Source organism: Bradyrhizobium sp. 191, from assembly GCF_023100985.1.
GTDB classification, from domain to species: domain Bacteria; phylum Pseudomonadota; class Alphaproteobacteria; order Rhizobiales; family Xanthobacteraceae; genus Bradyrhizobium; species Bradyrhizobium diversitatis.
This window is the reverse complement of record NZ_CP064692.1, coordinates 6534198-6552686: the sequence shown is the minus strand read 5'-3', so window position 1 is coordinate 6552686 and position 18489 is coordinate 6534198. Positions and strand designations below refer to the sequence as shown.

Genomic DNA, 18489 nt, shown 5'->3' with positions numbered 1-18489 from the left:
CGACGGTGCCCGCCTGCGCCGTCATCTCTTGCCATGGATGAACGCTGATGAGCCGGCTGCGCTGTGCAATTCTCGACGATTATTTCAACCTCGCGCTCGACGTCGCCGACTGGCAGAAACTGTCCGACCGGATCGACGTCACCGTGTTCAGCCATCCCTTCGCTTCGGAGCAGGCCGCGGCGAGCGCACTGGCGGACTTCGACGTCATCTGCGCGATGCGCGAGCGCACCGCCTTCCCCATGAGCCTGTTCGAGAACCTACCGAAGCTGAAGCTGCTGCTGACCTCGGGCATGCGCAACGCTTCCATCGATATGGAAGCTGCGAAGGCGCGCAATGTGGCCATCGGCGGCACGCAATATTCGCGCGATCCCACGGCGCCGCTCGCCATGGGCCTGATCCTGGAGCTGACCCGCGGCATCGGCCGCGAGAATGCGCGCATGCATGCGGGCGAGCCCTGGCAGACCTTTGCCGGCGTCGAGATCGAGGGCTTGACGCTCGGCATCGTCGGGCTCGGCAAGCTCGGCAGCAAGATGGCTGGGATCGCGAAAGCGTTCGGCATGAACGTGATCGCCTGGAGTCCGAACCTCACGCCGGAGAAGTGCAAGGAGGCCGGCGTCGGCTACGCCAGCAAGGAGGAGCTGTTCGCCAAGGCCGATATCGTCACCATCCATGTGGTGCTGAGCGATCGCTCGCGTGGCCTCGTCGGCCGCGCCGATCTCGCGCGGATGAAGCCGACCGCATTCCTCGTCAACACCGCGCGCGGGCCGATCGTGGACGAGCAGGCGCTGCTCGAGGCGTTGCAGCAGCGGAAGATCGCGGGCGCGGGGTTGGACGTGTTCTCGGTCGAGCCGCTGCCGGTCGACCATCCCTTCCGCAAGCTCGACAACCTCGTGCTGACGCCACACCTCGGCTACGCCACCGCGGACGGCTTGCGCATCCATTACGGTCAGATGGTCGAGGCGATCGACGCCTTCACCAGGGGCGGCGAGCTGCCGCGCAGGCTGGCCTGAAACGAAAAGGGCGCGCCGACGGCACGCCCTTTCTGCAATCTGGTAGGGGACGAAGCGCTCAGCGCACGGTGACCGGCGCGGGCAGCGGCGGCACCACGGTCGGCTGCGTCCCCGGGACGGGACCAGCCTGGGCGGAGATCGGAGCCGGCCCGGCAGCGCCCTGCGTCGGCGCAGCGGAGGCAGTCGCCGTTCCCGGCGGCGGGCCGCCCGGCAGCACCACCACGCGGGTGCCGACCTTGACGCGATCGAACAGGTCGGAGACGTCCTCGTTGAGCATGCCGATGCAACCGGAGGAGACGAACTTGCCGATCGTCGAGGGCTGGTTGGTGCCGTGGATGCGGTAGACGGTCGAGCCGAGATACATCGCGCGGGCGCCAAGCGGATTGCCCGGGCCGCCGGCCATGAAGCGCGGCAGGTAGGGCTGACGCTCGATCATCTCGGTCGGCGGATGCCAATCCGGCCACTCGGCCTTGCGGGTGATCTTTTGCACGCCGGTCCAGGTGAAGCCGTCGCGGCCGACGCGGACGCCGTAGCGGATCGCGCGGCCGCCTCCGAGCACGTAATAGAGGTAGGTGTTGGGCGTATCGACCACGAGCGTGCCGGCCGGCTCCTTGGTCTGGAACGCGACCTCCTGGCGGCGCAGGTTCGGCGGCAGCTGCACCGGCGCAGCATCGGGCTGCTCCTCGGGCGGCAGCGCGGCCAAAGTCATCGGCCGGCCATCGGCGCCGACGGGCGGCTGGGCGGCATCGACCGTTCCGGTCGCGGCGGGACCACCGACCGCCTCGGGCGGACGCAGGCCGTCACTGGCGGGCGCCTGCTGTCCCGGACGATTGGCATAAATCACCGGCGGCGGACCGGCGGGCCGGCCGTAGCGCGGATCGTCGGGCGACATCACGGGCCCCTGGGGCGCCGCCGAATAGACCGGCGGAGCGCCAGCCGGACGACCGTATCGGGGATCATCCGGCGACATCACCGGCCCCTGCGGGGCGGCCGAATAGACCGGGGGCGCGCCGACCGGGCGACCGTAGCGCGGATCGTCGACTGGGCCGGGAGGCGGCAGCGAGGCCTGCGGCATCGCCTCGTCGTCTTCGTCCAGTGCGTCGAAATTCGGTGTGCGGTCACCGGGCCGATATTCGGCCGGGGCGCCATAGCTCGGCGCCTGCTGGACCGGATAGCTCTGAGCCTGAGCGAGCGAGGTTCCCGCCGCAGCGACTGTTGCGGCAGCGCATATCGTCAGAAAATGTTTGATCATCATCGCTCTTGTATAGTCCCGAAGCCCGATCGGACCGTTAACGGCCAGATGACGGAAGATAGCGGCACATTCAAGACATATCAGGCCTATTTGCGCCGGATTTGCCGATTTGTGATCCGCAAGACGACCGTTGCCCCGTTGCATCACGGGGCTGAAATCGTATTGCGCCATCAATTGCCGCGTTATTCGGCCGCGATTTTAGCGGAACGGCGCGGGATCGTTGCGATATGGTCGAATCAGCCTGATTCGCCACCTTTCCGAGCTCCGATCCCGCGTGGCGAACGCGGCAATCAGTACCGTCACCGCGTTCAGATGGCTCTTTGGCCCAGGCCTCCTCGCCGCCGGGGCGGAAATTCGCAATCGCTCGATGCTTCCCGGCTTTCGCTTCCTGTTTGCCGCGATCCTGTTGTCAACCTCCATCCTGGTGTTCGGCCTGGGAGCCGCCGCGCTGCTGCGGGCGACCCATCAGCAATATGTCAGCACCCCCTCCTGGCGGAACGGCCCGCAGGAGCAGGTGTTTGCGCAAGTGCCCGAACCGGCTCAACCGGTGCTCGCGGTGCTGCGAGCGGAGCCGGAGATCGCGCCCGCGCCCGCACCGTCGCTGCGGGACCGGGTGCCGACGATCGGGCTGCCGGCGAGCGGGCCCGAGCAGGTGGCCGCGCTGACGGCCGAGGCCGATCCGGAGCCGCAGGTCACTGAAGCCGCGCCTCCGGCCCCCGAGCCGGCCAAGCCCGAGACGATGACGGAAGCTGAAGCGCCAGCGCCCACCGACACGCTCACTCAAGCCGACACGACGGCCTCGATTCCCGACGCCAAGCCTGACTCTCAACCTGCCGCTGTCGCGACCGCCAGCGAGCCGGCACCGGTCGATCCCAGTGCCGCCCTCGCCTCCTCAGCGCCCGACGTCGCTTCGAGCAAGCTGGCCGCGCTGAACGATCCGGCGACGACGGCCGTGAAGGATGCGCCGGCGAAGGCCAAGGTCGAGAGCAAGGCCGACGACAAGGCGACCAAGCGCAAGGCGAAGGCGAAGAAGCCGCACCGCGTGGTGCGGCGTCCGCCGCCTCAGCAATTGCAGCAGCAGCTGGATCCGTTTGGACAGCAGACGTTTGCCACGACGACCACGCGTACGCGGTGAGGCGCCTTCCTTGCGGCCCTGCAATCGTTTCGACGATCGTCATGCCCGGGCTTTGTCCCGGGCATCCACGTTCTTTGTGCCGCGCCTCAAGACGTGGATGGCCGGGTCAAGCCCGGGCATGACGATGTGGAAATAGCGAGGCTACGCCGGACCGGTTGCGATGGCCGGGCCGCCCTCCTGGCCCCATTCCGACCAGGAGCCGTCATAGAGCGCGGTGTCGGTGATGCCGAGCCGATAGAGTGCCAGCGTCAGCACGCCGGCGGAGACGCCGGAGCCGCAGCTCGTGACGATCGGCGCATCGAGCTTGACGCCGGCGCCCGTGAAGGCAGCGCGGAGGTCATCGAGCGGCCTCATCTCGCCGGTCGCGGCGTCGAACAGGAGATTATACGGCACGTTGCGGGCGCCTGGGATGTGCCCGGAGCGGATGCCCGGCCGCGGCTCGGGCGCGCGGCCCTCGAAACGGTCGGCGGCGCGCGCATCGATCACCTGCTCCTTGCGGCTTTCGACATTGGCGATCAGCTGCTGCATGCTGCGCACGCGGTTTGAATCATAGCTGGCCTTGAACGTCGCAGGCTTCGGCTTGACCTCGCCACTCTCCACAGGGCGGCCCTCGGCGCGCCACTTCTTCAGGCCGCCATTGAGGATTCGCACATTGCTGTGGCCGTAGGACAGGAACATCCACCAGGCACGAGGCGCTGCGACCCAGCCGCCGGCATCGTAGATGACGACGGTGTCCGCGTTGGAGATGCCGAGATTGCCGACGTCGCGGCCGAACTGCTCGGCGCTCGGAAACATGTGCGGCAGCGGATTGGAATGATCCGACACCGCATCGACGTCGAAGAATACCGCGCCCGGCAGATGCGCGGCGAGATAGTCGTCCTTCGGCAGCGGCAAGACGCCCGGCAGCTTGAAGCTGGCGTCGAGGATCTTGACGTTGGAATCGCCGATGTGCGCGGCGAGCCATTCGGTGGAGACGAGGGGGTCGGTGGCGGTCATTGGCATGCTCCGGCAATTGTCTCGGTCGTCATGGCCGGGCCTGTCCCGGCCATCCACGTTCTGTCCTGTGGCGAAGACGTGGATGCCCGGGTCAAGCCCGGGCACGACGGAGTATGTGAGGCGAGGGAGGTGCCCCCTCACCCCTTCTTCTTCGGCTCCCACTTCTCCGTGGGCCCGCCGGCATCGCGCCAGGCGGCGTAGCCGCCGGCGATGTGGGCGACGGGCTTGAGGCCCATGTCCTGTGCGGTCTTGGCGGCGAGCGCGGAGCGCAGGCCGCCGGCGCAGTGGAAGACGAATTTCTTGTCCTCCTGGAAGATCGGCTTGGCGTACGGGCTCTGCGGATCGATCCAGAATTCGAGCATGCCGCGGGTGCAGGCGAAGGCGCCGGGGATGCGGCCGTCGCGCTCGATCTCGCGGGGGTCGCGGATGTCGACGATGACGACATCGCCGTTCTTGGAGATCTCGATGGCGTCCTTGGCGGTGAGGGTCTCGATCTCGGCATTGGCCTCGTCGATCAGCGCCTTGATGCCGCGGGTGATGGTCTGGGGCATATACGTCTCCCTCTTGTTGTCATTCCGGGGCGCGCGCAGCGCGAGCCCGGAATCTATTCCTCTACATGCGCTGCGGCCCGATGGAGTCCGGGTTCGCGACTTCGTCGCGCCCCGGAATGACAGCAACCATCAGTGCGTCAATTCCTTCATCGCACCTTCCAGCCCCTCGATGGTGATCGGGTACATCCGATTGGCGAAGATGCGCTTGATGATGGTGGTCGATTCCGAATAGTCCCAGTGCTTCTGCTGCACCGGGTTCAGCCACACCGCGTGCGGATAGGTGCGGATGATACGGTCGAGCCAGACCGAGCCCGGCTCCTCGTTGACGTGCTCGACCGAGCCGCCGGGCACCATGATCTCGTAAGGCGACATCGAGGCGTCGCCGACGAACACGACCTTGTAGTCGTGCGGGTATTTGTGCAGCACGTCCCAGGTCGGCGTGCGGTCGGTGAAGCGGCGCTTGTTCTGCTTCCACACGCCTTCATAGAGGCAGTTGTGGAAGTAGAAATACTCCATGTGCTTGAACTCGCTCTTCGCCGCCGAGAACAGCTCCTCGACCTGCTCGATATGCGCGTCCATCGAGCCGCCGATATCGAAGAACACCAGCAGCTTCACCGCGTTGCGCCGCTCGGGGCGCATGTGCACATCGAGATAGCCGTGATTGGCGGTCTCGCGGATCGTGGTGTCGAGATCGAGCTCGTCCGGCGCGCCGGTGCGCGCGAACTTGCGCAGGCGTCGCAGCGCCACCTTGATGTTGCGGATGCCGAGCTCGACATTGCCGTCGAGATCCTTGAATTCGCGCTTGTCCCACACCTTCACGGCGCGGTTGTTGCGGTTCTTCTCCTGGCCGATGCGCACGCCCTCGGGATTGTAGCCATGGGCGCCGAACGGCGAGGTGCCGGCGGTGCCGATCCACTTCGAGCCGCCCTGGTGCCGTCCCTTCTGCTCCTCGAGGCGCTTCTTCAGAGTCTCCATGAGCTTGTCCCAGCCCATGGCCTCGATCTGCTTCTTCTCTTCTTCCGTCAGATATTTCTCGGCGAGCTTCTTCAGCCACTCCTCGGGGATCTCCGCCTTGTCCATGGCCTCGAGCAGGCTTTCCAGCCCCTTGAACACCGTGCCGAAGACGCGGTCGAACTTGTCGAGGTTGCGCTCGTCCTTCACCAGGGAGGCACGGGACAGATAATAGAAATTCTCGACCGTGTAGTCCGCAAGGTCGGCGTCGAGCGCCTCCATCAGCGTGAGGTATTCGCGCAGCGTCACGGGGACCTGCGCGTCGCGCAGAGAGGTGAAGAATTGCAGGAACATGGCTGACAGATTGCCCGTCGGGTGGCGCACGTCAAGGGGCGCCGCTCCACCTCTCCCATCGGGAGAGGTGAACCACGCGCGTCGGCGGACCAATTCAACGTGGACCCGAGGCCTTTTTGCTCTAGAATTGCCCTTCTCACGGGGTTGTTTTGGGGACGTTTGCAATGGGAATTCTCGCAGCGCTCATCATCGGCGCGATCGCAGGCTGGCTCGCGGGCAAGATTGTCCACGGGGCGGGATTTGGGCTGGTCGGCAACATCGTCGTCGGCATCATCGGCGCACTGGTTGCGGGCTGGGTGCTGCCCCAGCTGCACATCCAGCTCGCCACCGGCACGGTCGGTGCCATCGTGGACGCCACGATCGGCGCGGTGATTGTGCTGGTCATCCTTTCGCTGATAAAACGGGTCTGAAAGCCTGACCGAACCAGGAACGGCCGCCATGCGCGGCCGTTCGCTTGTCGTGACCGAGGCAACGAAATCGGCATTGCCTCACGACGACGACCAACAAGGACGCGCGATGAAATTTACCGGCACCAAGGACTATGTTGCGACCGACGATCTCAAGGTCGCCGTCAATGCCTCGATCGTGCTCGAGCGCCCGCTCCTGGTGAAGGGCGAGCCCGGCACCGGCAAGACGGTGCTGGCGGAGGAAGTGGCGAAGGCGCTGAACGCGCCGCTGCTGACCTGGCACATCAAGTCCACCACCAAGGCGCAGCAGGGCCTCTACGAATACGACGCGGTCTCGCGCCTGCGCGACAGCCAGCTCGGCGACGCGCGCGTGTCCGACATCAAGAACTACATCAAGCGCGGCAAGCTGTGGGAGGCCTTCACGGCAGAGCAGCGCCCGGTGCTCCTGATCGACGAGATCGACAAGGCCGACATCGAATTCCCGAACGACCTGCTGCTCGAGCTCGACCGCATGGAATTCCATGTCTACGAGACCGGCGAGACGATCAAGGCCAAGCAGCGCCCGATCATGATGATCACCTCCAACAACGAGAAGGAGCTGCCGGACGCCTTCCTGCGCCGCTGCTTCTTCCACTACATCAAGTTCCCCGACGCCGACACGATGGGCCGCATCGTCGACGTCCACTTCCCCGGCATCAAGAAGCGCCTGGTCCAGGAAGCGTTGCGCATCTTCTTCGAGGTGCGCGAGGTGCCGGGCCTGAAGAAGAAGCCCTCGACCTCGGAGCTCTTGGACTGGCTCAAGCTGCTGCTCAACGAAGACATGAGCGCCGAACAGCTGCGCGAGCGCGACCCGCGCAAGCTGATCCCGCCGCTGCACGGCGCGCTGCTCAAGAACGAGCAGGACGTGCATCTGTTCGAGCGGCTGGCGTTCTTGAGCCGAAGGGAAGTGTGAGCTCTCGTGTCCCGGACGCGCTGCAGCGTGCAACGCTGCTGCGCAGAGCCGGGCCCCAGAAGGCGGCACGGCCCGCTCGCAGAGATGGGCCCCGGCTCAGCAGCGCACCGTCGAAGAGACGCTGCGCTACGTCCGGGGCACGAGAGCGACATTGAGGCGCACACTCTCTCCCCTCGTCATTGCGAGCGCAGCGAAGCAATCCAGAGTCCCTCCGCGGCGGCAGTCTGGATTGCTTCGTCGCAAGGGCTCCTCGCAATGACGGAGCAAGCAGCGTAGCCGCGCCCCTCCAACTGACCTCCTGACTCGCAGACATATGTTCGCAGCCTCGCTGCGCATCTCGCCCGAGCTTTGCTTTCATTCCTCGCCCAACAGAAAGAGGGCGCAGGGAAGGCCAGGTGCCGACAGGCACCCGCGGTCTGCTGCGCAAAAGGCACACGCAGAAAACCGCACAGCAGCATACAGGTGGTGCCGAACACACGGCCTTCCCTGCGCGATGGTCGGACGGCTTATGCCGTGCTCTCCCGGGAGCCGAACTTTCCCTCTGGCCTCCCTCGCCCCGCGAATTGACGATGCCGTCCGCCCGGTTGGGCTCGCGCACATCTCCGCGGAAGGCTTGACCGTAGCAACGACGGCCAGGACCACACGGTTTTGCCGTACGCAGCTCATCCGGCTTCGCCAAGAGGCTTCGCCGGACTTCAGCGCCGCTCGTCCGCACGAAGCCTCGGGCTCACAGGGACTACCCGCCCTGCCCGCACCATCTCGTGCCGACGCTGCCGCGTCCACCGCAACCCGGCCCGCGTTTCGAACGACTCGCGAACCGCCCCTCTTCGTCGGGCCGGGCTGTGTCGATTTATGCCGCAATTCCGAATTTCGGTAAAGTGGAATATTTTCGCGGAGAGGGGTTGACGGGGTGCGGGTGTTTTGCCCGACGGGTAAACTTGTAGAAATATCAGGCCAGCACGCTTTGAATAGCCAATGCTATGCTCCCTTGGTCCGCTTGATGTCGTTCACGACGTCCGGGTCACTCAAGTCCCTGTGCCACCAATGATTTACGGGATCCAGCGGCTGCTCCTTACGCCGCCTGCTGTCTGCCGCAGCGAGCAACTTGATGAGGAGCCGAAACGCGCGAGGCAATTCAAACTCCGGAAGCGCGGGGAGCTTCGCCAATTGAACCCGGAGATTGGGCATTGCGATCAAGACGCACGGGGTAAGCGTCGGCTTCAGCCGCGACTCCGCGATTGCGGCTGCAACATCTTCAGGCTTAGGCCGTGCCCGCGATATGAAGTTACTCAAGCCGCGAAGGAGCCTGCGCTTGTCATCCTCGCTCTGCGTGCCGAACCAATCCTCTCCCTTTGCATCGCTTGCAATCCCCTGTGCCAATTGATTCAACAGGATTTCTTCATCGACATTCAGCATCGCGCCACCCAGTGCAGCGCGGCCCCCCAGCCCAGGATAAAGTCATGGTGATTGCTGCAAAGGAGATAGCTCGCCTCCTCGTCACAGACATAGAACTCGAGTGCCGGACAGTCTTCCAGAACCCGAAGCAGGTCCGCACCGCACAAAATCTCCAGATCGACTGTGCGCCATCCAGAAACATCAAACATTGGTTCTTTCCCACGAACTTCGGGATGAGCTCCCAACCATCAGGCCTCAGCGTCCCCTCCGATGAGGCATCATCCCACGGCGCGCGGCTCGTCACAGGGACACCAAGCCGCTCCAGCAACCTGATCGCGATGTTCTGTCTCTCCGCCTTGTTGAGCACGCCCGCCTGCACGCCTGTGCTCACGATCGCTGAAGAGACATGGTCAAAATTCATAGCGTCGCTCAACTGAGGCACGACCTAACTTTCCCCCAGATCCTTTAGCCAAGCTCGTAGGGTGGGTTAGCGTCAGCGTAACCCACCTCTTTCGTTTCCGCATCAGCGGATGTGGTGGGTTACGCCAGCGGCCGCGCTTTGCGCAGCCGCTAGCTAACCCACCCTACGAAGGCCTCACGCTACCGCCGCGTCCGGAATACGCGCGGCTTCCATCGGTGCCTTGCCGCGGATGAGGTCCGAGGCGCGGTCGGCGATCATCATGGTGGAGGCATTCAAATTCGCCGAGATCATTCGCGGCATGACGGAGGCGTCGATGACGCGGAGGCCTTCCAGGCCGTGGACACGGAGGTGGTCGTCGACCACCGCCCACGTGCTATCCGCCGGGCCCATGCGGCAGGTGCAGCCGGGGTGGAACGTGGTGGTGCCGCGCTCGGTGGCGGCTGCCAGGAATTCGTCGTCGGTGTTGACGTTGGGGCCGGGGAAATCCTCGTAGGCGTAGTAGGGCGACAGCGGCGCACTCTTCAGCAAACGCCGCGCGAGCTTCATGCCGCCGACGATGACGCGGCGGTCGAGCTCGGCATCGAGATAATTGGTCTGGATGATCGGCGGCGCGAATGGATCGCTTGAGCGGATGCGGACATAGCCGCGGCTCTCCGGCCGCTGCTGCCAGGATGCGACCGTCATGCCGGGCTCGTCCTCGAGCTGGCCCTGCACGCCTTCCTTGTAGCTCGCCGGCGTGAAGGTGAGCTGGAGATCCGAGCTCTCCGCGCTCTCGCCGGAATGCCAGAAGCAGTAGACCATGGTCGGCGACAGCGAGAGCAGGCCGCGGCGCGCGGTCGCCCATTTCAGCGCCTCGATCCAGAGCGAGAGGCCGCGGCGGAGCTCGTTGATGGTCTTGATGTCCTTGACCCGCGCCACCGTGCGCGGGGCGTAATGGTCCTGCAGGCCTTCGCCGACGGGGAGCGCGTGCCGCACCGCGATGCCGTGCTGCTGCAGCAGATCCGGCGAGCCGATGCCCGAGAGCTGCAACAGCTGCGGCGAATTATAGCTGCCGCCGGAGAGGATCACCTCCTTGTTGGCGCGCACCTCGACGGGATGGCCGCCGCGGCCGCCCTTCATGTAGCGCACGCCGACGGCGCGCTTGCCTTCAAAGATGATCTCGGTGGCGTGCGCATGCGTGTGCACATGCACGTTCGGCCGCTTCATCGCCGGCTTGAGGAACGCAGTCGCGGCGGAGACGCGCAGGCCGTTGTTGATGGTGCGCTGGCAGTAGGAGACGCCTTCCTGGGTCTTGCCGTTGTAGTCGGGGTTGCGGGGAATGCCGAGCGAGACGGCACCCTCCATGAAGGCCTCGCAGAGCGGATCGCGCCAGTCCATCGTCGTAACCGTGAGACTGCCCTCACGGCCGCGATAGAGCGCCTCGCCCTCGCCGACGCGTTTCTCCAGCCGCCGGAAGTAAGGCAGCACGTCGGCATAGCCCCAGCCGCGATTGCCCATCTGCGCCCAGGTGTCGAAATCCATGCGCTGGCCGCGATTGTAGATGTGGCCGTTGATGGAGGACGAGCCGCCGAGTGTCTTGCCGCGCGGCGCATAGATGCTGCGCCCACCGGTCCAGGGCCCCGGCTCCTGCTGATAGGCCCAGTTGATGCTCTTCATGTGGAAGGTCTTGATGAAGCCCGCCGGGAGATGAATGTAGGGATGCCAGTCCCTCGGGCCCGCCTCGAGCACACAGACGCTGGTGCTGGGATCTTCGCTCAGCCGGCTGGCGAGCACGCAACCGGCAGAGCCCGCGCCGACGATGACATAGTCAAATCTATCCATGGTGGCATCCTTAGCGCGCAATGAGTGCTGAATAAATGGTGCTGGCCACGAGCTCGCTCCAACCTCTCCCGCTTGCGGGGGAGGTCGGCGCGAAGCGCCGGGTGAGGGCTCTCTCCACGCGGGGAGTCCCACCGCGGAGGCACCCCCTCCCCAACCCTCCCCCGCAAGCGGGAGAGGGAGCGCAGTGCGACCGCGTATGCACCGAACCAATCACGCTCATTGCTAGCGCGGCTTGTCGTTGAGCTGGAATTCGAGATGCGCCTGCACCGTCGGCCATTCGGCCGCGGTGATGCTGTAGACCACGGTGTCGCGCAACGTGCCGTTCGGCGCGATCTGGTGACTGCGCAGGATGCCGTCCTGCTTGGCGCCCAGGCGCTCGATGGCGCGGCGGCTTTGGTGGTTGAAGAAATGGGTGCGGAACTCGACCGCGATGCAGTTCAGCGTCTCGAAGGCATGGCGCAGCAGCAACAGCTTGCACTGCGTGTTGAGCGGGCCGCGCTGCGCGCCCTTTGCGTACCAGGTCGAGCCGATCTCGACGCGGCGGTTCGTGGCATCAATGTTCATGTAGGTGGTCATGCCGACGATCCTGCCGGCGGCATCGAACACGGTGAAGGGCAGCATCGAGCCCGCGGCTTGCAAGGCCAGGCGCCGGTCAATCTCCTTCGCCATGCCCTCAGGCGTCGGGACCGCGGTGTACCAGAGCTTGAAGAGTTCACCGTCCCTGACAGCCTCGACCAGCCCCTCGCGATGATCATGCGACAGCGGCTCGAGACGGGCGTGCTGTCCGCGCAGGGTGATGGGATCGGGCCAGGGCATTTCTCACTCCATAATGACTGCCGTCATTCCGGGGCGCGACGAAGTCGCGAGCCCGGAATCCATAATCACGGTTCGGGGTTATGGATTCCGGGCCTGCGTGCTGGCGCGCGCATCCCGGAATGACGACCGATGTATTGGCACACTTCGTCCAGATACATTCACTTGTTCAAAAAATTCAACGGCAAACCGCCGCGCGGCCAGTCCATGGCGATCAGCTCGCCCTTGCCTGATAGCGTGATGTAGGCGGTCTTCAGCTCGGGACCGCCGAAGGCGATGTTGGTGGTGACGCGGTCGCCGGTCGGGACCTGCTCGACCAGGGTGCCGTCGGGCGCGATCACCGAGATGCAGCCGGAAACCAGGGTGGCGACGCAGACGTTGCCGCCAGCTTCCACCGCGAGCGAATCGAACATCTGGTAGCCGCCGAGGCCGCAGATCGGCTTTCCCCGCTCGCCGCGGTAGATCACGTCGCGCGGCTTGAGCGTGCCGGGCGCCGAGAGCTCGTAGGCCCAGAGCCGCCCCGTCGGCGTCTCCGCGATGTAGACGGTGTTCTCGTCCGGCGACAGCCCGATCCCGTTGGCCGGCAGAATCCCGTGCACGACCTCCACGATCTCGCTCATGCCGGGCTTGAGGTAATACATGCCGCCGACGTCCATCTCGCGCGCGCGGCGCTTGCCGAGATCGGAGAACCAGAGGCCGCCCTGCCTGTCGAAGACGAGGTCGTTCGGCCCGCGCAGATCATGCGCGCCACATTTGCTCACGACGGTTTCGACCTTGCCCGACTGCAGGTCGACGCGCTGGATCGAGCCGCCGAGATAATCGGCGGGTTGCGGACCCGGCATGATCATGTTGCGGGTCGGGATCCAGGAGAAGCCGCCATTGTTGCAGATGTAGATCTTGCCGTCGGGGCCGAGCGCGGCGCCGTTCGGCCCGCCCGGAATCCTGGCGACGATCTCCTTGCGGCCGTCAGGATAGACGCGCGTCAGGCGCTGGCCGCGGATCTCCACCAGCACCACCGAGCCGTCGGGCATCACCACGGGGCCTTCGGGAAATTCGAGGTCGGTGGCGAGAACGCGGATGTTGGACATTTGGGACCCTCCCGGCTGCTTGTTATGGCTTGCACGGGATGTCCGGCACGGGCTCCGCAGGCAAGGTTTGCTTGCGGTTATGACAAAGTCGCCAAGGCTTGCCAAGCAAGCGGGACGGTATGCCAGCGTTGCAGCTTACTCGCGCACTGGTATCCAAATCTCGAAGCCGCCATTGCCGGTCGCAGGATCGAATTTCTCGTCGTAGCGCTCGAAGTTCGGCGCGTCCGCGGCTCTGAGCCCGGATGCCGGCAACCACTGATTCCAGATGGTATTCACGGTACGCCGGATCGAAGCGACGTGCTCGGTATGCGTGAACACGGCATAGCGCTGCTCGGGAATGCGGATGCGGCCGAAACGGCGCGGCAGGTCGGAGAAATCGGCGACCTCGACCCCGGCGATATAGTCGAAATTGCCGGCGTCATCGCCGTTGCAGCAGACGCCGTAGGCGACTTGAATTTTTCCTTGGCCGACCCGCGCGGGAATGTCGGCGATCTCCCGATGGAAGCGTTGCCAAAGACCGGGGATCATGGCGCCGTTGTCGCAGGAGATGCGCTCGGCGGGGCCGGCGACCAGGAAGGCCTTTGCCGTCTCGAAACGCGGTGGGGCAAGATGGTCGAGCATGGTGGAGTTCATGAGGATCGGCTCCTGAAGCTCGAGCTGGCTCACGCACGTTGCCGCCCTCACCGCTTCGGGCGTGGTGCCGAAATGGTCGCGGAACGCGCGGGTGAAGGCTTCGTGCGAGCCGTAGTCCGCCTCCAGCGCCAGCGACAGGATGTCGGGTGCGCCCTTTGCCAGACTGCGCGCCGCCTCGGTCAGCCGCCGCGCGCGCACGTACCGCATCACCGGAAAGCCGGTGGCTGCGGCAAACGCACGCACGATGTGGAACCGCGATACGCCCGAGATCGCCGCGATCTCGTCGAGCGTCATCGGCTCGGCCAGATGGCTCTCGATATACCAGAGCGCGCGCTGGGCTGGATTCATGGCGGTTCAGGCTCACGTTCGAAGCGCGGCGATGATGCGCCGGTCTCTGCCGCTCTGCTTGATCGGCATTGCTGTCCTTCGCATGACGATAGCTCGGCAATCGTCGCTGGCAACGCCCTGCTATTCGCGGCTACACTCGTCGAAACCGCTCACGAGAAAGAGGAACCGGGTCATGGAAATCACCGATGTGCGGGCGCACCATATCCGCATCCCCTATGATTCCGGTGTCGCGAGCTTCCGCCAGGGCGCTTCCGCCATCACGGCGCTCGACATGGTCCTCGTCGAGGTCTCGACCGATGCCGGGCTGACCGGCTGGGGCGATGCCTTCGCCTATGTCTGCCCGCGCACCACGCGCAGCGCCGTCGAGGAGATGATCGCGCCGCAGGCCCGCGGGCTGAAGGTGCCCGATGCGGCCGGCATTCCCGCGGTGATGGAACAGATCGAGCGCAATCTGCATCTATTCGGCCGCTACGGCATCACCATGTTCGCGATCTCCGGGCTCGATATCGCATTGTGGGACCTGGCTGCGAAGGCCGAAGGCGTGCCGCTGCATCGCCTGCTCGGCGAGATCAGGCGCACGGCCATTCCGGCTTACGCGAGCCTCTTGCGAATCGGCTCGCCCGGCAACATCGCCGCCGAATGCAGAAAGGCGCTCGCGCTCGGCTATGGCGCGATCAAGCTGCACGAGTCCACGGCGCCGGCAGTATTCGCCGCACGCGAGGCAATCGGGCCAGCCATTCCGCTGATGGTCGACATGAACTGTCCCCTGACGGGCGAGCAGGCGATCGCGTTTGCGAAAACATGCCGGGAGGCGCAGCCGATGTTTCTGGAGGAGCCGGTCTGGCCGCCGGAAGATTTCGCCACGCTCGCCGACGTCCGCAGCAAGGGCGGGCTCGGCGTCGCCGCCGGCGAGAATGCCTGCACCGAATATCAATTCCGCCAGATGATCGAAGCGGGCGCGGTCAGCCACGCCCAGCCCTCGGTCATCAAGGTCGGCGGCATCACGGAATTCCTGAAGGTCGCAGGCCTGGCCGATCGGCTCGGCGTCAAGATCGTTCCGCACTCCCCTTACTTCGGCCCCGGCCTGCTGGCGACGCTGCATCTGCTCGCAACGCGCGACGACGGGCTGGTCGAGATGTTCTATCTCAAGCGCGAGGCCTGCCTCTGGGGCGGACGCGCCGATGTCGATGCCACCGGTCATGTCGCGGTGCCCTCAGGCCCCGGGCTCGGCTACGACCCCGATCGTACCGTGATGGAGCGCTATCGCATCGCGTGAACGGCGCGCTTATTTCGCGGCGTCCTTGGGCGGCGGGGCATCCTGCTTCTTCTTCAGATCCTCGGCGGTCTTCGCCTGCGCGGCCTGGAGATCGCCGAGCGTCTTCTGCAAGCCGGCGAGGCTCGACTTCAGCGCGTCGATCTGGCGATTGGCGGCATCCAGCTTCTGCTGATGATCAAGGGCGAGCTTGGCGATCGTCTTCTGCAGGAAATCGACATTGCTCTGCAGGCAGCTGGTGCGCCGCTCCATGGTCTTCTCGACGGTGCAGATCTCGATTCCGGGCACGTCCTGCGCGCGGAGCGGCAGCGGCGCCAGCGCTACGAGCAGCAACATCGCGAAACAAATGCCGGCGTTTCGAAGCAGCATGCAGGTTCCTCGTCCAATCGATCACGGCAATGTGCGCCGTTTGCGCGCCGCAGCGAGACGCTACCACACTCGTACCGCATTCTCGCGTTGAGCTTGCGTCCGTTCCCAGGGATGGGGAACGATGATCCGCACGCGGAAGAAGTGGGCATTCTTTCCGCGGCTTTGTTTAGGGGAGATTTTTGGAATGGCAACGCGCGACAGACGTTTGGCGGAGTTCGACGGAGCCGGAGAACCACCGCCGGGCCTGCCACTCGAAGTGCTCTGCGAGGATCACAGCGGAACATATCAACTGCCGTTCGCCTGCCGCTACGTCGAGGGACGCTGGCAGAACCACGAGGCCGGCATTGCGGTCGAAGCAACCGTCATCGGCTGGCGCCTGCCGCGCGTGAAGCAGCGTGGGGCCGCCTGAGGCGGTTTCTGTTTCAAAATGCGACGGCGCCGCGCTCCGCCTTAACCTTCGGAACGCGGCCCGAACGAATCACGTCCGAATCAGCCGAAAGGCCGTGTACGCAGCTGTTCACGGCTAGATGTCGACATGGCAGTGCGGGCGCGCACAATATCTGCGCAGCACGCGGGATGGGCCCGGCCTGTCACCGGCGCCAAAGGTTAATCGCTGCAAAGGCATCGCTGTGAGGCCGCCGCGCGAGGGCACCGCCCCCGAAACAGGCAGGGCGGCGCAACACTTGCCTAATATTCGACCTCGAGCTCCTCGATCTCGGCTGGCTCCTCCCGCGCCGCAGCGATCCATTCCTGCATCTCCGGCATGGCCATGATGGTATCGGCATAGGCCTTCAGGCGCGGCTCGAGCTTGACGTCGTAGGTCACAAAGCGCGTCACCACCGGGGCGTACATCGCATCCGCCATGGTGCGCTGCGCGCCGAACAGGAACGGGCCGCCCGATTTCTCCAGACAGTCGCGCCAGATGAACCAGACGCGGTCGATGTCGGCCTGCGCCCGCGACCAGATCTTGAAGCCGGGAAAGTGCCCCTTCAGGTTGACCGGCAGTGAGGCGCGCAGCGTGGTGAAGCCGGAATGGATTTCGCCCGAGATCGAGCGGCAATGGGCGCGCTGGATGCGGTCGGCCGGCAACAGACCGGCGTCCGGCATCACCTCGTTGAGATATTCGGCAATCGCCAGCGTATCCCAGACCACGGCGCCCTCGTGCCGCAGGCACGGCACCAGGATCGACGACGACAGCAGCAAAATCTCGGCGCGTGCCGACGGATCGTCCGGGGCGGTGACGATCTCCTCGAAATCGAGCCCGGAGAATTTCGTCAGCAGCCAGCCACGCAGCGACCAGGACGAGTAGTTCTTGCTGCTGATGGTCAGTGTCGCCTTCGCCATGTGGCCTCTTCCTTGGTCCCGACTTCAGCCCGGCCCGCGTGCTTCCCGTGTCATGAGCAGCAAGCGACGTGCCAATTCAGCGGCGACCCGGACTGCCGTCTGGCGTCCTTATTGCATGGCAGCACGGGACGGGATGGGCGTTTCAGCATGATGTCGATGTTTTATCAGGCCTTTCAAAACCACATGGACCTGACGGCGCCATGGCGCGCAGGGGCTTCGTCGGCACTCAAATTCCTCAATCTGGTGCCGCAGGGCAGGTCGGATCAGGTCGTCGGCCGGCTGTCGGCCGCGCTGGAGCTGATCTCGCGCTCCACCCTCACCTACGATCGGCCGGCCTACGGCATCGACAGCGTCATGGTCGGCAACCGCGAAATCGCCGTGACCGAGGAGATCGCCTACGCGACGCCGTTCGGCTCGCTGCTGCACTTCAAGAAACACGGCGTGGGCGAGCAGCCGCGCATGCTGCTGGTGGCGCCGATGTCCGGCCATTTCGCCACGCTGCTGCGCGGCACCGTGAAGACGCTGCTGCAGGACCACGACGTCTACATCACCGACTGGCACAATCCGCGCGACATCCCGCGCAGCGAGGGCCGCTTCGGGCTCGACGACTACACCGATCATCTCATCGACTTCCTGGGCCAGCTCGGTCCGCGCCCGCACATGGTGGCGATCTGCCAGCCGTCGGTCTCGGCGCTCGCGGCCGCCGCCGTGATGTGCGAGGGCAACCATCCGTCACGCCCGGCGACGCTGACGCTGATGGCGGGGCCGATCGACACACGCATTCAGCCGACCCGGGTCAACGAGTTCGCCAAGAGCCGGCCGATCGACTGGTTCGAGCAGAACCTGATCAACTACGTGCCGGTGCAGTGCCGCGGCGCGCTGCGCAAGGTCTATCCCGGCTTCGTGCAGCTCACCGCTTTCGTCTCGATGAATCTCGAGCGCCACATCAAGCAACACATGGATCTCGCCAACCACATCGCCAAGGGCGAGAAGGAGAAGGCGGCGACCATCAAGACGTTCTACGACGAATATTTCGCGGTGATGGATCTGCCGGCGGAGTTCTACATCGAGACGGTGCGCGACGTGTTCCAGGAGCACCTGCTGCCGCAGGGCAAATTGATGCACCGCGGCCGTCCCGTGAATACCAAGGCCGTCAGCCGCATGGGCCTGATGACAGTCGAGGGCGAGAAGGACGACATCTGCTCAATCGGCCAGACGCTCGCCGCGCAAGACCTCTGCACCGGCGTGCGCGCCTACCGCCGCGTCCACCACATGCAGGCCGGCGTCGGCCATTACGGCGTGTTCTCCGGCAAGCGCTGGAACAACGAAATCTATCCGCTGCTGCGTGATTTCGTGCACGTCAATTCGTGAGGCGC

General features: G+C 65.1%; 19 protein-coding genes. 8 read left to right on the top strand and 11 right to left on the bottom strand.

The window, feature by feature from the left end; genetic code table 11:
- The first annotated feature begins 47 nt into the window (after window positions 1–47).
- Entirely contained in the window at window positions 48–1010 is a 963-nt protein-coding gene (locus tag IVB23_RS30650; protein WP_061879468.1) for a D-2-hydroxyacid dehydrogenase family protein, read from the top strand.
- Between the two features lie 58 nt (window positions 1011–1068).
- On the opposite strand, the gene IVB23_RS30645 is transcribed toward IVB23_RS30650, so the two are convergent.
- Window positions 1069–2262 carry a L,D-transpeptidase gene (locus IVB23_RS30645; protein ID WP_197968215.1) on the bottom strand — a complete coding sequence of 398 codons (1194 nt, stop codon included), beginning with the start codon at window positions 2260–2262 and terminating at the stop codon, window positions 1069–1071.
- Between the two features lie 367 nt (window positions 2263–2629).
- Between IVB23_RS30645 and IVB23_RS30640 the strand changes: the two genes are divergently transcribed.
- Window positions 2630–3397 carry a hypothetical protein gene (locus tag IVB23_RS30640; RefSeq protein WP_247801081.1) on the top strand — a complete coding sequence of 256 codons (768 nt, stop codon included), beginning with the start codon at window positions 2630–2632 and terminating at the stop codon, window positions 3395–3397.
- Window positions 3398–3538: 141 nt separating this feature from the next.
- Here IVB23_RS30640 and sseA read toward each other — a convergent pair whose 3' ends face one another.
- From sseA to IVB23_RS30625, 3 genes are all read right to left on the bottom strand, one after another.
- Window positions 3539–4393, bottom strand: coding sequence for a 3-mercaptopyruvate sulfurtransferase (gene sseA / locus IVB23_RS30635; protein ID WP_247801080.1), 855 nt, complete (start codon window positions 4391–4393; stop codon window positions 3539–3541).
- 137 nt (window positions 4394–4530) lie between these two features.
- Window positions 4531–4944: a rhodanese-like domain-containing protein gene (locus IVB23_RS30630; protein WP_028179894.1), complete on the bottom strand. Its 414-nt coding sequence runs from the start codon at window positions 4942–4944 to the stop codon at window positions 4531–4533.
- Between the two features lie 129 nt (window positions 4945–5073).
- Entirely contained in the window at window positions 5074–6249 is a 1176-nt protein-coding gene (locus IVB23_RS30625) for a VWA domain-containing protein (protein WP_061879466.1), read from the bottom strand.
- Window positions 6250–6413: 164 nt separating this feature from the next.
- Between IVB23_RS30625 and IVB23_RS30620 the strand changes: the two genes are divergently transcribed.
- Window positions 6414–6659, top strand: a complete 246-nt coding sequence (locus IVB23_RS30620; RefSeq protein ID WP_028179892.1) for a GlsB/YeaQ/YmgE family stress response membrane protein — start codon at window positions 6414–6416, stop codon at window positions 6657–6659.
- A gap of 106 nt (window positions 6660–6765) precedes the next feature.
- Window positions 6766–7608 (top strand): MoxR family ATPase, encoded by an 843-nt coding sequence (locus IVB23_RS30615; protein WP_247801079.1) that lies wholly within the window; start codon window positions 6766–6768, stop codon window positions 7606–7608.
- 978 nt (window positions 7609–8586) lie between these two features.
- Here the strand turns inward: IVB23_RS30615 and IVB23_RS30610 are convergent.
- A complete protein-coding gene (locus IVB23_RS30610) occupies window positions 8587–9024 on the bottom strand; it encodes a DUF5958 family protein (RefSeq protein ID WP_247801078.1) in 438 nt (145 codons plus the stop codon).
- 44 nt (window positions 9025–9068) lie between these two features.
- Between IVB23_RS30610 and IVB23_RS30605 the strand changes: the two genes are divergently transcribed.
- On the top strand, window positions 9069–9440 hold the full coding sequence (locus IVB23_RS30605) for a hypothetical protein (protein ID WP_247801077.1): 372 nt from the start codon (window positions 9069–9071) through the stop codon (window positions 9438–9440).
- 158 nt (window positions 9441–9598) lie between these two features.
- On the opposite strand, the gene IVB23_RS30600 is transcribed toward IVB23_RS30605, so the two are convergent.
- The 4 genes from IVB23_RS30600 to IVB23_RS30585 all read right to left on the bottom strand — a co-directional run bounded on the left by IVB23_RS30600 (window position 9599) and on the right by IVB23_RS30585 (window position 14127).
- Window positions 9599–11245: a GMC family oxidoreductase N-terminal domain-containing protein gene (locus tag IVB23_RS30600; protein ID WP_247801076.1), complete on the bottom strand. Its 1647-nt coding sequence runs from the start codon at window positions 11243–11245 to the stop codon at window positions 9599–9601.
- Between the two features lie 222 nt (window positions 11246–11467).
- Window positions 11468–12061: a GNAT family protein gene (locus IVB23_RS30595; protein ID WP_247801075.1), complete on the bottom strand. Its 594-nt coding sequence runs from the start codon at window positions 12059–12061 to the stop codon at window positions 11468–11470.
- Window positions 12062–12219: 158 nt separating this feature from the next.
- Window positions 12220–13146, bottom strand: a complete 927-nt coding sequence (locus tag IVB23_RS30590; protein WP_247801074.1) for an SMP-30/gluconolactonase/LRE family protein — start codon at window positions 13144–13146, stop codon at window positions 12220–12222.
- A gap of 135 nt (window positions 13147–13281) precedes the next feature.
- Window positions 13282–14127: an AraC family transcriptional regulator gene (locus IVB23_RS30585; protein WP_197968793.1), complete on the bottom strand. Its 846-nt coding sequence runs from the start codon at window positions 14125–14127 to the stop codon at window positions 13282–13284.
- A 172-nt stretch (window positions 14128–14299) separates the two neighbouring features.
- Between IVB23_RS30585 and IVB23_RS30580 the strand changes: the two genes are divergently transcribed.
- Entirely contained in the window at window positions 14300–15403 is a 1104-nt protein-coding gene (locus IVB23_RS30580) for a mandelate racemase/muconate lactonizing enzyme family protein (protein WP_247801073.1), read from the top strand.
- A gap of 9 nt (window positions 15404–15412) precedes the next feature.
- Here IVB23_RS30580 and IVB23_RS30575 read toward each other — a convergent pair whose 3' ends face one another.
- A complete protein-coding gene (locus IVB23_RS30575) occupies window positions 15413–15769 on the bottom strand; it encodes a hypothetical protein (RefSeq protein ID WP_247801072.1) in 357 nt (118 codons plus the stop codon).
- 184 nt (window positions 15770–15953) lie between these two features.
- On the opposite strand from IVB23_RS30575, the gene IVB23_RS30570 reads away from it, so the two are divergent.
- Window positions 15954–16178, top strand: a complete 225-nt coding sequence (locus tag IVB23_RS30570; protein WP_024339451.1) for a hypothetical protein — start codon at window positions 15954–15956, stop codon at window positions 16176–16178.
- 278 nt (window positions 16179–16456) lie between these two features.
- Here the strand turns inward: IVB23_RS30570 and IVB23_RS30565 are convergent, their stop codons facing one another.
- Window positions 16457–17113, bottom strand: coding sequence for a glutathione S-transferase family protein (locus IVB23_RS30565; RefSeq protein ID WP_197968796.1), 657 nt, complete (start codon window positions 17111–17113; stop codon window positions 16457–16459).
- A gap of 147 nt (window positions 17114–17260) precedes the next feature.
- On the opposite strand from IVB23_RS30565, the gene phaZ reads away from it, so the two are divergent.
- A complete protein-coding gene (gene phaZ / locus IVB23_RS30560; protein WP_156505032.1) occupies window positions 17261–18484 on the top strand; it encodes a polyhydroxyalkanoate depolymerase in 1224 nt (407 codons plus the stop codon).
- The last annotated feature ends 5 nt before the right edge of the window (window positions 18485–18489 follow it).

Bases quoted from the DNA above. Each gene is read 5' to 3' on its own strand.
- IVB23_RS30605 (WP_247801077.1), top strand. From the start codon at position 9,069: ATGGTGATTGCTGCAAAGGAGATAGCTCGCCTCCTCGTCACAGACATA.
- IVB23_RS30600 (WP_247801076.1), bottom strand. From the start codon at position 11,245: ATGGATAGATTTGACTATGTCATCGTCGGCGCGGGCTCTGCCGGTTGC.
- IVB23_RS30570 (WP_024339451.1), top strand. From the start codon at position 15,954: ATGGCAACGCGCGACAGACGTTTGGCGGAGTTCGACGGAGCCGGAGAA.
- phaZ (WP_156505032.1), top strand. From the start codon at position 17,261: ATGATGTCGATGTTTTATCAGGCCTTTCAAAACCACATGGACCTGACG.
- IVB23_RS30640 (WP_247801081.1), top strand. From the start codon at position 2,630: ATGCTTCCCGGCTTTCGCTTCCTGTTTGCCGCGATCCTGTTGTCAACC.
- IVB23_RS30645 (WP_197968215.1), bottom strand. From the start codon at position 2,262: ATGATCAAACATTTTCTGACGATATGCGCTGCCGCAACAGTCGCTGCG.
- IVB23_RS30575 (WP_247801072.1), bottom strand. From the start codon at position 15,769: ATGCTGCTTCGAAACGCCGGCATTTGTTTCGCGATGTTGCTGCTCGTA.
- IVB23_RS30580 (WP_247801073.1), top strand. From the start codon at position 14,300: ATGGAAATCACCGATGTGCGGGCGCACCATATCCGCATCCCCTATGAT.
- IVB23_RS30630 (WP_028179894.1), bottom strand. From the start codon at position 4,944: ATGCCCCAGACCATCACCCGCGGCATCAAGGCGCTGATCGACGAGGCC.
- IVB23_RS30565 (WP_197968796.1), bottom strand. From the start codon at position 17,113: ATGGCGAAGGCGACACTGACCATCAGCAGCAAGAACTACTCGTCCTGG.
- IVB23_RS30615 (WP_247801079.1), top strand. From the start codon at position 6,766: ATGAAATTTACCGGCACCAAGGACTATGTTGCGACCGACGATCTCAAG.
- sseA (WP_247801080.1), bottom strand. From the start codon at position 4,393: ATGACCGCCACCGACCCCCTCGTCTCCACCGAATGGCTCGCCGCGCAC.
- IVB23_RS30585 (WP_197968793.1), bottom strand. From the start codon at position 14,127: ATGAATCCAGCCCAGCGCGCGCTCTGGTATATCGAGAGCCATCTGGCC.
- IVB23_RS30590 (WP_247801074.1), bottom strand. From the start codon at position 13,146: ATGTCCAACATCCGCGTTCTCGCCACCGACCTCGAATTTCCCGAAGGC.
- IVB23_RS30620 (WP_028179892.1), top strand. From the start codon at position 6,414: ATGGGAATTCTCGCAGCGCTCATCATCGGCGCGATCGCAGGCTGGCTC.
- IVB23_RS30650 (WP_061879468.1), top strand. From the start codon at position 48: ATGAGCCGGCTGCGCTGTGCAATTCTCGACGATTATTTCAACCTCGCG.
- IVB23_RS30610 (WP_247801078.1), bottom strand. From the start codon at position 9,024: ATGCTGAATGTCGATGAAGAAATCCTGTTGAATCAATTGGCACAGGGG.
- IVB23_RS30625 (WP_061879466.1), bottom strand. From the start codon at position 6,249: ATGTTCCTGCAATTCTTCACCTCTCTGCGCGACGCGCAGGTCCCCGTG.
- IVB23_RS30595 (WP_247801075.1), bottom strand. From the start codon at position 12,061: ATGCCCTGGCCCGATCCCATCACCCTGCGCGGACAGCACGCCCGTCTC.